9 protein-coding genes are annotated in these 12101 nt (G+C 57.1%); 5 read left to right on the top strand and 4 right to left on the bottom strand.

Annotated features, from left to right (window positions below):
- Nucleotides 1–4 precede the first annotated feature (4 nt).
- The 4 genes from lepB to Q9S52_RS01115 all read right to left on the bottom strand — a co-directional run bounded on the left by lepB (nt 5) and on the right by Q9S52_RS01115 (nt 4442).
- The gene (gene lepB / locus Q9S52_RS01130; RefSeq protein ID WP_304707829.1) at nt 5–1414 is read right to left on the bottom strand and encodes a signal peptidase I; all 1410 of its coding nucleotides are present in this window, start codon (nt 1412–1414) and stop codon (nt 5–7) included.
- Between the two features lie 15 nt (nt 1415–1429).
- Nucleotides 1430–2155 carry a 4-hydroxy-tetrahydrodipicolinate reductase gene (gene dapB, locus Q9S52_RS01125; RefSeq protein ID WP_297624926.1) on the bottom strand — a complete coding sequence of 242 codons (726 nt, stop codon included), beginning with the start codon at nt 2153–2155 and terminating at the stop codon, nt 1430–1432.
- A 91-nt stretch (nt 2156–2246) separates the two neighbouring features.
- Entirely contained in the window at nt 2247–3512 is a 1266-nt protein-coding gene (locus Q9S52_RS01120) for an adenylosuccinate synthase (RefSeq protein ID WP_304707826.1), read from the bottom strand.
- An 87-nt stretch (nt 3513–3599) separates the two neighbouring features.
- A complete protein-coding gene (locus tag Q9S52_RS01115) occupies nt 3600–4442 on the bottom strand; it encodes a S1 RNA-binding domain-containing protein (RefSeq protein WP_294592244.1) in 843 nt (280 codons plus the stop codon).
- Between the two features lie 147 nt (nt 4443–4589).
- Here Q9S52_RS01115 and Q9S52_RS01110 point away from each other — a divergent pair, with 147 nt between their 5' ends.
- From Q9S52_RS01110 to Q9S52_RS01090, 5 genes are all read left to right on the top strand, one after another.
- On the top strand, nt 4590–5405 hold the full coding sequence (locus tag Q9S52_RS01110; protein ID WP_304707823.1) for an amidohydrolase: 816 nt from the start codon (nt 4590–4592) through the stop codon (nt 5403–5405).
- A gap of 2 nt (nt 5406–5407) precedes the next feature.
- The gene (locus tag Q9S52_RS01105) at nt 5408–6181 is read left to right on the top strand and encodes a sulfite exporter TauE/SafE family protein (RefSeq protein WP_304707821.1); all 774 of its coding nucleotides are present in this window, start codon (nt 5408–5410) and stop codon (nt 6179–6181) included.
- Nucleotides 6182–6191: 10 nt separating this feature from the next.
- Nucleotides 6192–7145 carry a lytic transglycosylase domain-containing protein gene (locus Q9S52_RS01100; protein WP_297624914.1) on the top strand — a complete coding sequence of 318 codons (954 nt, stop codon included), beginning with the start codon at nt 6192–6194 and terminating at the stop codon, nt 7143–7145.
- Entirely contained in the window at nt 7135–10023 is a 2889-nt protein-coding gene (gene uvrA, locus Q9S52_RS01095) for an excinuclease ABC subunit UvrA (RefSeq protein ID WP_304707818.1), read from the top strand. The genes Q9S52_RS01100 and uvrA overlap by 11 nt, the downstream gene beginning before the upstream one ends.
- A 111-nt stretch (nt 10024–10134) precedes the next feature.
- A complete protein-coding gene (locus Q9S52_RS01090) occupies nt 10135–12099 on the top strand; it encodes a DUF349 domain-containing protein (RefSeq protein ID WP_304707816.1) in 1965 nt (654 codons plus the stop codon).
- The last annotated feature ends 2 nt before the right edge of the window (nt 12100–12101 follow it).

Genomic DNA, 12101 nt, shown 5'->3' with positions numbered 1-12101 from the left:
ACGGTTATTGAATCCTCCGAAACATCCTGTCCCAACGCACGCCGGTAAAGATATTCTTGCCGGGCGTAATGGATAGCCATACAAAAGAGGCTTTCCCCTCGATATGGTCGACCGGAACGAAGCCCCAGAAGCGCGAGTCGGCGGAGTTGTGCCGGTTGTCGCCCATCATGAAGTAATAATCCATCTGAAAGGTATAATCTTTTGCCGGAGAACCGTTTATGTAAATCAAACTATCCGCCTCGTCGACCACCAAATCATTCCCCTCATAGTTCCGGATAATCCGTTCGTAGAGCGGCAGATTCTCAACCGTCAAAGGCACTGTAACGCCCGCCTGCGGTACCCACAGCGGCCCGAACTGGTCTTCCGTCCACGGATAAAGATCGGTGTTGTGCGGGAAAATCGCCTCGTTCGGAATGCGGTTGATGAATCGAGTCACACTCGTCACCTCCGGCAGTCCCTGCAAAACCTCCACCCCTTCAGCGGTCAGCGGCAAGGTGTATCGCCCCGCCTCCGCCTGATAGCCGATCTCCTCGCGGTCGATCCCCAGCCGTTCGAATATTTTCGAGCCGATCGGAGTCGTAACATGCACCATATAAAGATGTTGTACGCCCGGTATCGACCGCTGCGCCTGGCCGTTGATGTAGACATCTCCGTCGATCACCTGCACCGTATCGCCCGCCAAAGCCACGCACCGTTTGATGTAGTTCTCCCGCTTGTCCACCGGCCGGTAGCGTACCTCCAGCTCGTCGTAAACTTGCTCGCGTCCCAACATCCGCACCAAATCGTAATAACTCGTGGTCGATACGTCGGTCTCCATCGACCGTCCGTATTCGTCCGCCACAGTCACCGTCCCCAAAGCGACTGTATCTCCTTCCGGAAAGTTGAAGACCACCACGTCGTCGCGTTTCACGACGCCTCTTCCCGTCAAGCGTTTGTACGGCCACTGGATCCAATCGACATACGACGGCGTGGTCTTCGTCAGCGGCAGGGTGTTCTGGACGAACGGAAACGAGAGCGGCGTATTGGGCATCTTCGGCCCGTAGTAAGTCTTGTCCACGAAAATATAGTCTCCGACCAGCAAGGTCTGCTCCATCGACGACGAAGGGATGACGTACATCCCGAAGAAGTAGGTCTTCAGCGGCACGACGACGATCACGGCGAAAAGCAAAGCTTCGACCCACTCCATCACATGCCGGAAACCTTTGTGTCCCTTTTTGTAAGCCCGATAACGGTTCAGCCAGATGCGATCGATAAACCGGGTGATGTACAGGTCGTAAATGACGGCCACGCCGAACAGCCACCACAAGTTCCGCGTCCAGACCACGAACCACAGGATATAGATCAGGCTGACGATCGAAAATTTAACCCACTTGTTTCCCCAGATTGCGCGCAGCTTTTCGATAGCTTTTTTCATGTCGTGTCGTTTCGGTTAGAACCCCAGCAAGTCTTTCATGCCGTAAACTCGTCCCGTGCCGCGTTTATCGGCCAGAAACTCTGCGGCCAACACCGCTCCCATAGCGAATCCGCTGCGGTTCTTGGCGTTGTGGTCGAGCGTGATGATGTCGGCGTCCGACTCCCACACCACGGTGTGAATCCCCGGCACCATCGCCCGCCGCTGTGCCGTGACTTCCAACTCGTCCGGCGCAGTAGTCGTTCCCAGATGCCATGCGGTTTTCCGATCGATCCCCGCCAGGATATCCTTGGCCAAAGTAACCGCCGTGCCGCTCGGCGCATCTTTTTTCTGGACGTGATGCACTTCGTTCAAAGTGACGTCGTATTCCGGAAAACGATTCATCATCTCGGCCAGCTTCCGGTTGATGGCGAAGAAGAGATTGACGCCGATGCTGTAATTCGAGGCGTAAAAAAACGCTCCTTTCTGCGCTTCGCACAGCGCGGTCACCTCCGGCAGCCGGTCGAGCCATGCAGTGGTTCCGCAAACGACCGGTATCCCGCTCTTGAGACAGGTCATGATATTCTCGTATGCCGTCCCCGGCGTCGTAAATTCGATCGCCACGTCGCATGCCGCCAGATTCTCTGCCGTGAGCCGGTCGGTGGTGTCGAAGTCGATAATCAGCGGGATTTCGTGTCCCCGCGAGAGCAGGATCCGTTCGATCTCATGCCCCATCTTGCCGTAGCCTATCAGTGCGATTTTCATAACAGGGTGAAAGTAATACATAAAAAGCGAAAAACAAAATCGGATTTTGTTTTTCGCTTGCTCGATTTGAGGTAAAAAAGGGTTTAACGAATCATCGGACAATCGTCTCGTCCCGATCCGGCCCGACCGAAATAATCTTCACCGGCACGCCCGTCTCCCGTTCGATAAATTCGACATACTCCTTGAACTGCCGCGGAAATTCCTCATAGCGGCGAATCCCGTTAATGTCGCAACTCCACCCTTCGAACTCCTTATATATAGGTGTAATCTCTTCATTGGTCTCATACGGGAACTCCGTCACCCGTTGTCCGCCGATCTCATACGCCACCGCTACTTTAATGGTCGGAAAGGTGTTCAATACGTCCGATTTCATCATGATGAGTTGCGTCACCCCGTTGATCATCGCGCTATACTTCAACGCCACGAGGTCGAGCCATCCGCATCTCCGCTCCCGTCCCGTCACTGCACCGAACTCATGCCCGATCTGCTGCAAATCCTTGCCGGTCTGGTCGAAGAGCTCGGTCGGAAACGGCCCGCTCCCGACTCTGGTGCAATAAGCCTTGAAAATCCCGAAGACTTCGCCGATCCGATTCGGCGCCACACCCAATCCGATGCAAGCCCCGGCGCACACCGTATTGGACGAGGTCACGAACGGATAAGTCCCGTAATCGACATCGAGCAGCGATCCCTGCGCCCCCTCTGCCAAGACAGCCTGCCCGTTGCTCAAGAGGCGGTTCATCTCGTGTTCCGCTTCAATGATGGTGAACTGCCGCAAGGTCTCGATCCCGGCGAACCACTGGGCTTCGTACTCCGCAATGTCGTATGTGAAGCCTTCGAACTGCGCGAGCATGGCGATGTGCTTCTGTTTCAGTCGTTCGTACCGCTCCATGAACGACGGCGAGAGGATGTCCCCCACCCGCAGCCCGTTCCGGCCGGTCTTGTCCATATAGGTCGGCCCGATCCCCTTGAGCGTGGAACCGATCTTGGCCTTCCCCTTAGCCGCTTCGCTGGCGGCGTCGAGCATCCGATGGGTCGGTAAAATGAGGTGTGCTTTTTTGGCGATCCGTATTTTCGCCTTGACATCCACCCCCAACTGCTCCAGCTCGCCGGTCTCCTGGGCGAAAGTCACCGGGTCGAGCACCACTCCGTTGCCGATGATATTGACGGCGTTTTCGCGAAAAATACCGGACGGTATCGACCGCAATACGTGTACCTTATCGCCGAAATGGAGGGAGTGTCCGGCATTCGGCCCCCCCTGGAATCGAGCGATCACGCCGTAATCCGGTGTGAGGACATCGACGACTTTTCCTTTTCCTTCGTCGCCCCATTGCAGGCCGAGAACTACATCGACTTTCATGCAGAGATAAATTTTAGGGTCGGCTGAAAAATACCGACCGGCAAAAGTACAAAAATCCTCGTCTTTTCCGAACAGGTCGGCGGGCGATTATTTTTTGCGATCGATTCGTTCGACCGTCCGATCGCCGCCCTCGACCACGCCATGGCTCATCAGATAGCCCACCGCCCGCTTGAATGTCTTTTTGCTCATTCCGGTCGTCAGCCGCACCTCTTCCGGGTCGGATTTGTCGCCTACGGAGAGTACGCCGCCCGCTTCGTCGATCATTTTCAGGATTTCGTCGGCGGCGATTTTGACCTGGTCGAACCCCTCCTGTTGCAGCGAGATGTCGATCCGGTGGTCTTCCGCAATCTTCCGCACGTACCCCTTCATCCGCATACCGAGTTTCACGTCGGTGAAGATTTGGTTGTCGTAGAGCATCCCCCAATGGCGGTCGTTGATGACCACCCGGTATCCCTTGGGTTTCCGCACGGCGATCAGAATATCGACCTCCTCTTTCGGTCGCACGGTAATCTCGTCGTTATTGACCCGTGTTGCCAATTTCGTCGTCCCCACCGGACGTCCCGTCACGTTGTCTACGTACAAGGCCACGGCGTACCACTCGCCGACCATCATCGGTGCCTGCTGGTTCCGTTTCGGCACGAAGAGGTCTTTGGGCAGCCCCCAGTCGACGAACGTGCCGTGGTAGTTGAAGCCCACGGCCTGCAAGGCCGCAATCCCTCCCTCGACGACCTTCGGCCGTTCGGTCGTCGCCACCGGACGGTCTTCCGAATCGGTATAGACGAAGACCTCCATCGGATCGCCGACGGTGTAGTTTTCCGGCATGTATCGTTTCGGGAGCAGCACCTCGCGCCCCTCTTCGTCCGTCAGGTAGAGCCCGTTGTCGGTCTCGCGCGCGATGGTCAGCCGATTGTAATTCGCAACTCGTATCAATTTCTCCGCTTTCGTTTTTTGGTTGCTACAAAGATAGAATTTTCCGCGATAGTTTGACCGGGATGCCGAATTATCCGCCGACTTTCGTTGCAGGAAAGCCGGCGGAAGCGTAACTTTGCATGATTCGATGGTTTACTTTCCGAAGCGATGGATAAATTACTGAAATTAGCTGTTTTTCAAATGGATACCCGGTGGGAGTCGTCGGCGGAAAATTGCCGGCGGGTGGCCGAATGGGGCGATCGGGAGGCGGGCGATGCGGATCTGATCGTTCTGCCCGAGATGTTCGCCACGGGGTTCAGTATGGAGCCGGAGCGGATCGCGCAGGAGATGGAGGGCGAGGCGGTTTCGTTTTTGCGCGAACTGGCGATGCGGACGGGAAAGGCGATCATTACGAGCGTGGCGATTCGCGACCACATCCGGCGGACGGAGGCGGAGACGGGATTTTTCAACCGGCTGTTTTTCGTCGCTCCGGACGGCGTGTGGCTGACCTATAACAAACGACACCTGTTCCGGATGGGGGGCGAGCACGAGCGGTATGCTCCGGGGAGCGAGCGGCAGCTGATCGTTCACTACAAAGGGTTTCGGATTTGCCCGATGATCTGTTACGACTTGCGTTTCCCGGTCTTTTCGCGGAATCGGAAGGATTACGACGTGCTGGTTTACGTGGCCAGTTGGCCGGAGGCGCGGCGGTATGCGTGGAGCACGCTGCTGCGGGCGCGGGCCATCGAAAATCAGGCTTATGTGGTGGGCTGCAACCGATGCGGAACGGATCCGGGGAACAGCTATTCGGGCGATTCGGCGGTGCTCGACTTTCTGGGGCAGCCGCTGGCGGAGGCGGTGCCGGGGCGGGAGGAGATGATCCATGCCACCCTTTCGCTCGATGAGCTGGAGGGTTTCCGGCAACGGTTTCCGGCCCACCTGGATGCCGATGACTTCACCCTGGGCAGGAGTAGCAGCCGATGAGCGTGTCGATCGTCATACTGCTGATCTGTTCCGGGATTTTCGTCGGCGTGGTCAATACCTTTGCCGGGGCGGCCGCGGCGGTGTCGATCTCGGTCTATACGGCGCTGGGGCTTCCGATCGAGATCGCCAACGGAACGAACCGCCTGCCGGTGCTGTTCCAGGCTACGGCTGCGGCGGTCAATTTCCGGAAACAGCATTTGCTCGACTATTCCGTGGGGCTGAAGTTAGGGATACCGACGGCTTTGGGAGCGTTGGCGGGGGCCGAGTTTGCGGCATGGGTCGATCCGTCGATCTTCGTCATCCTGCTGGCGACGATTCTCATTCTGTTGCTGACCTTACTGATATTCAGCCCCAACCGGATATTCAAAGGGAACGGAAAACCGGCGAGGGAGGTGCGGAAGCTGGACTGTCTGTGGTTCTTTCTGGTGGGACTCTACGGCGGTGCGTTCCAGATCGGGATGGGTTATGTGATCCTGGGGCTGACTATCATGGGAATGGGGTACGACGTGATTACGGCCAACGCGCTGAAGAGCTTCATCGTGATGCTCTACATCCCGTTTTCGCTGGCCGTCTTCATGTATCACGGCCAGATCGCTTACGGATACGGTTTCGTGCACGCGATCGGGAATGTCATCGGCGCTTATGTGGCTTCGCGCTATGCGACGCGGATCAACACGCAGTTCCTGCGGTGGCTCTTAGTGGTCTTCATCGTGCTGACCGTATTGGATTTGTTTAAAATAATCAGCATTAAAAATGCGTTGGATAACATATTGTAGATCGACTGAAATGAAAAAAATCGCGATTCTGTTTGCCGCCGCTCTTTCGGCGGGTAGTGTGACCATGGCTTGTGCCCAGCAGGGGAAAGGGGGGCGCCCTTCTCCTTCACCGGCCCCGGCGGCTGTGGCCGAGGTGCCGAGTGAGGCTTCGCCGGTGTTCGTACCCAATTTGCCGCGGGAGCTGACCTTTGCCGGCGAACGGGTTCCGCTCGAATATGCCGAGGTGCGCGAGGCGCTGGAACGCGAGATGACCGTCACGATGTTCATGCAATCGCGGACGTTGCGCACGCTGCGGATGACGACCCGCTACTTTCCGGTCATCGAGCCGATCATGAAGAAGTATGGCATTCCGGAGGACTTCAAGTATCTCTGTATGGCGGAGAGCAATCTGGACCCGAACACCGTCTCGCCGGTCGGAGCTTCGGGGCTGTGGCAGCTGATGAAGTCGGCGGCCAAAGATTACGGGGTCGAGACGGGCGACAATGTCGACCTGCGGTTCCATGTCGAGCAATCGACCGAAGCGGCGTGCAAGTACCTGCGCGACGCTTACAAACGGTACGGCAACTGGACGATGGCGGCCGCTTCGTACAATGCGGGGCTGGCGGGGGTCAGCAAACGGATGGCGATCCAGGGGGTGAAGTCCTACTACGACCTCTTTTTGCCGGAGGAGACGATGCGGTATGTCTACCGGATCCTCTCCTGCAAACTGCTGGTCGAAAATCCGAAAAAATACGGCTTCCACTTGCGGCGGAAGGACTATTTGCCGGCATTCGAAAACTACAGACGGGTGAAGGTCGGCGGCCCGAATATCGAATGGTCGGCGGTGGCGGCCAAATACGGAACGAATTACAAAGTATTGCGGATACTCAATCCGTGGATTCGGAGTTACGAGTACGCGAACAAGGCGGGAACGACCTACGAGGTCATGATTCCGACCGAAGGGTTCAGAGAAAATGGAAAATAAACACGATCGGATTATCGTCGAGGGGGCGCGGGTGCACAACCTCAAAAACGTGGACGTCACGATTCCGCGGAACAAACTGACCGTGATTACCGGTCTGTCGGGTTCGGGAAAATCGTCGCTGGCCTTCGACACCATCTATGCCGAGGGTCAGCGCAGGTATCTCGAGACGCTGTCGGCCTATGCCCGCCAGTTTTTCGGCACGCTGGAACGGCCGGACGTGGACAAGATCACGGGGCTCAGTCCGGTGATCTCCATCGAGCAGAAGACCACGGGGCGCAACCCGCGTTCGACGGTGGGGACGGTGACCGAGATCAACGACTTCATGCGCCTCTTGTTCGCAAGGGCTTCGGTGGCCTACTCCAAGGCGACGGGCGAAGAGATGGTGCACTACAGCGACCAGCGGATTACGGAGCTCATCATTGAACGGTTCGACGGCAAACGGATTGCGTTGCTTGCGCCGGTGGTGAAGGGGCGGAAAGGACACTATCGCGAACTGTTCGCTTCGATGATCAAGAAGGGGTACCTCTATGCGAGGGTGGACGGCGAGATTGTGGAACTGCATGCCGGAATGCAGCTGGACCGGTATAAGGTGCACCACATCGAGTTGGTGATCGACCGGACGGTGGCGGAGGCAGGGGCCGAAGCACGCATCAAAAAGAGCCTCGAAGAGGCGATGCGGCAGGGAAAAGGGACGATGATGGTCGCGGACTACGAGACGGGCGAGACCAGGTATTACAGCCGGAACCTGATGTGTCCGACGACGGGGATTTCGTACAATGAACCGGCGCCGCACACCTTTTCGTTCAACTCGCCGCAGGGGGCCTGTCCGCACTGTAACGGTTTGGGCGAGGAGACGGTGTTCGACATTTCGCGGATCATTCCGGACAGCAGCAAGTCGATTAACAAGGGGGGAATTCAGCCGCTCGGGAAGCCGAAAACCAACTCCATCTTTAACAAGATGGGGGCATTGGCGGCGCGGTACGACTTCACCTTCGACACGCCGCTCGACGAGTTGGACGAAGTGGCGATGAACGCCTTGCTTTACGGGGACGCCACGCCGCTGCGGGTGACGGCTCTGTCGGGAGCGCGGAACAGCTGTATGACGACTTGGGAGGGGGTGATCGCCTACCTCGAAGCGGAGGCCGAAGAGGGCGAACGCGGGACGAAGTGGAAGGAGCAGTATGTGGAACGCAGGCCGTGTTCGGTGTGCGGCGGGACGAGGCTGCGGGAGGATTCGCTCTACTTCCGGATCGACGGGAAGAACATCGCGGAGCTCTCGGCGATGAGCATCGAGGAGCTCACCGCGTGGTTCGACGGGATCGAGACCCGACTCAACAAAAAGCAGCAGGCCATTGCGCGGGACATACTCAAGGAGATTCGCGACCGGTTGCGGTTCCTGATGGATGTGGGATTGGGCTACCTGTCGCTGTCGCGCTCCTCGCGGACGCTGAGCGGCGGGGAGAGCCAGCGGATTCGGCTGGCGACGCAGATCGGGTCGAAGCTGGTCAACGTGCTCTACATCCTCGACGAACCGAGCATCGGGCTGCACCAGCGGGATAATGTCAAGCTCATCAACTCGCTCCGCCAGCTGCGGGACGCGGGGAACAGTGTGATCGTGGTGGAGCACGACCAGGAGATGATCGAATCGGCGGACTGGGTGGTGGATGTCGGGCCGGCGGCGGGCAGAAAGGGAGGGGAGATTTCTGCGGTGGGGACACTGGATGAAGTACTGAAAACGCCTACCTATACGACCGATTACCTTACCGGGCGGCGGGCGATCGAGATTCCGGCGACACTCAGGAAAGGGTCTGGCAAATTCCTGACTGTCAAGGGAGCTAAGGGGAACAATCTCAAGCATATTACGGTCAAGTTTCCGCTCGGGAAGTTCATTGTGGTGACGGGGGTGAGCGGCAGCGGGAAATCGACCTTGATCAACCAGACGCTGCGTCCGGCCATTGCGCGGGAGCTCTACCGGTCGTTCGACCAGCCGCTGCCTTACGACAAAATCGAGGGGATGGAGCATATCGACAAACTGGTGATCGTCGACCAGTCGCCCATCGGGCGCAGTCCGCGGAGCAATCCGGCGACCTACTCCAATGTCTTCGGCGATATCCGTAAGCTGTTCGAGGCGACGCCGGATGCGCAGATCAGGGGATATAAGGCGGGCCGATTCTCGTTCAATGTGAAGGGGGGACGGTGCGAGGAGTGCCGCGGTGCGGGGGTACAGACCATCGAGATGAACTTTCTGCCGGACGTCTATGTGACCTGCAAGGCATGCAACGGGCATCGGTATAACCGGGAGACGTTGCAGGTGAAGTACAAGGGGAAAAATATCGACGAAGTGCTGAACATGACGGTCAATCAGGCGGTTGAGTTTTTCGAGCACGTACCGACCATTCATCAGAAACTCAAGGCGATTCAGGATGTGGGGCTGGGATATTTGCGGCTCGGGCAGCCGTGCACGACCCTGAGCGGAGGCGAGAGCCAGCGGATCAAGCTCTCGGCGGAGCTCTCGCGGCGGGATACGGGCAGCACGCTCTACATTCTGGACGAACCGACTACGGGGCTTCATTTCGAAGATATCCGGGTGTTGCTGGGGGTGCTGAACAAGCTGGCGGACAAAGGAAACACGGTGATCGTGATTGAACACAACCTGGATGTGATCAAAGTGGCCGACCACCTGGTCGACATCGGGCCCGAGGGAGGCGAAGGGGGCGGCGAGTTGATCGTTCAGGGGACGCCGACCGAAGTGGCGGCATGCGAACGGAGCTATACCGGTCGGTTCTTGAAACCGCTGCTGGAAAAGGCGGCTCCGAAAGCGGCCAAGAGCCGGCGACCCAAGGCGAAAAAATTTGAGAATGGCGAAAAAACTTCCTAATTTTGTAGGAACGTTTGGGATGCCCGCTTTTCCGAAGCGGCTTGATTAAGCAAACTTCTTCGGAAAGGCGGGCATCTTTGATTTTGTCAACTCAAACAACCTGAACAACACATGGAAAGTCAAGGTTTACCTTCTGCTCAGAACCCTGTCGAAGCGCAGAGCGAGCAGTTCGACACTCCTGCTCCGCAAGAGGCCGCAGCAATCGCCCCTGGGGAGACGGAAGTCGAAACTACGCAGGAAACTACCGTCCCGATGGCGACGGAAAACGAAACGCCGGCTGCGGCCAGTCCCTATGCGGGGAAGACGCAGGAGGAGTTGATCGCTCTGCTGGCGGAGATGCTGGAAAAACGTCCGGTGCAACAGTTGCGGGGGGATGTCGAAGCCGTGAAGATCGCTTTTTACAAAGCGGGGCGGGCCGAAATCGAGGCACAGCGGACGGCTTTTATCGAAAACGGCGGTGCGGCCGAAGATTTCAAACCGGTCGAAAACGAAAATGAAGCGAAATTCAAGGAGTCGCTGGTTCGGTATCGGGAGAAACGGGACGCTTTCGTCAATCAGGCCGAAGAGGAGAAAGAGCGGGCCTATGCGGCGAAGTTGCGGATTATCGAAGAGCTCAAAGAGCTGGTGAACGGGAACGAGACGTTGGGACAGACGTTCAATGCCTTTCGTGAGTTGCAGCAGCGGTGGAAAGAGGCGGGACTGGTACCGCAGGAGAAACTCAAGGATTTGTGGGAGACCTATCATCACCATGTCGAGAATTTCTATAACTACATCAAAATCAACAAGGAACTTCGCGATTTAGACCTCAAAAAGAACTACGAAGCGAAGACGGAACTGGCGGAAGAGGCCGAAAAGCTGATGCTGGAGCCGAGCGTGACGGAGGCGTTCCACAAGTTGCAGAAACTGCACGACCAGTGGCGCGAGATCGGGCCGGTGGCGGCGGAGTTCAAGGAGGCTTTGTGGGATCGCTTCAAGGAGGCCAGCCGGCAGATCAATAAACGGCATCAGGACTATTTCGAAGGGATCAAGGAGGAGCAGAAACAAAATCTGGCCCTCAAAACCGAGTTGTGCGAGAAGGTCGAAGAGTTGGCGGCAGGGGCTTTGACGTCGCACAAGGAGTGGAATGCCGCTTCGGAACGGGTGATCGAGATTCAAAAGGTGTGGAAAACCATCGGGTTTGCACCGAAGAAAGATAATACGAAGATTTACGAACGTTTCCGGGCTGCTTGCGACCGCTTTTTCGAAGCGAAGCGGACTTTTTATCAAGGGATGAAGTCCGAAATCGCGGATAACTTGCAGGCGAAACTGGATCTTTGCGTTCAGGCCGAGGCGTTGCAGGAGAGCGAAGACTGGAAAGCGACGACGGATGCGCTGATCGCCTTGCAGAAGAAGTGGAAAGAGATCGGCGCCACGTCGCGGAAGCACTCGGAACAGGTGTGGAAACGGTTCCGGACGGCCAGCGATCGGTTCTTTGCCCGCAAAGCGGAACATTTCGGGAATCAGGATTCGCAATATGCGGAAAATCTGACCCAGAAACAGTCGTTGTTGGACGAGATGCGCGCCCGGTTGCAGGAGAAGGCGGGTATCACGTTCGACGCGATCAAGGAGTACCAGCGGAAGTGGGCCGAGATCGGGTTCGTACCGATCAAGAAGAAGGAGGCGATTCAGGCCGAATATCGGAAAATCGTGGACGGACTGTTCGACCTGCTGAGGGGGGAGGAACGGGAGCGTCACCTGCGTAATTTCCGCGACAAAGTAGCGAAGATTCAGGAGGAAGGGAGTCGGAAACTGGGGCAGGAACGCGATCGGATCTATGCGAAAATTCGGCAGATCGAGGCGGATATCCAGCTGTGGGAGAACAACATCGGTTTCTTCTCCAAGTCGAAAAACGCGGAAGGATTGGTGAAAGAAGTCGAATCGAAAATTTCGCGGGCTAAGGCACAGATTGCCACGATGTTGGAGAAAATCAAACTGATCGACCGTCCGGTGCAGCAGACCGCAACGGCGGCGGACGAAGAGACGCCTGCCGAGGCCACAACCCCGGAAAAGGCAACTATGAAAGGACAGGAAGAATAATG

Source organism: uncultured Rikenella sp., from assembly GCF_948810725.1.
Taxonomy (GTDB): Bacteria; Bacteroidota; Bacteroidia; order Bacteroidales; family Rikenellaceae; genus Rikenella.
This window is presented reverse-complemented; position numbering and strand designations above follow the sequence as displayed.

Bases quoted from the DNA above. Each gene is read 5' to 3' on its own strand.
- lepB (WP_304707829.1), bottom strand. From the start codon at position 1,414: ATGAAAAAAGCTATCGAAAAGCTGCGCGCAATCTGGGGAAACAAGTGG.
- dapB (WP_297624926.1), bottom strand. From the start codon at position 2,155: ATGAAAATCGCACTGATAGGCTACGGCAAGATGGGGCATGAGATCGAA.
- Q9S52_RS01120 (WP_304707826.1), bottom strand. From the start codon at position 3,512: ATGAAAGTCGATGTAGTTCTCGGCCTGCAATGGGGCGACGAAGGAAAA.
- Q9S52_RS01110 (WP_304707823.1), top strand. From the start codon at position 4,590: ATGGATAAATTACTGAAATTAGCTGTTTTTCAAATGGATACCCGGTGG.
- Q9S52_RS01100 (WP_297624914.1), top strand. From the start codon at position 6,192: ATGAAAAAAATCGCGATTCTGTTTGCCGCCGCTCTTTCGGCGGGTAGT.
- uvrA (WP_304707818.1), top strand. From the start codon at position 7,135: ATGGAAAATAAACACGATCGGATTATCGTCGAGGGGGCGCGGGTGCAC.
- Q9S52_RS01090 (WP_304707816.1), top strand. From the start codon at position 10,135: ATGGAAAGTCAAGGTTTACCTTCTGCTCAGAACCCTGTCGAAGCGCAG.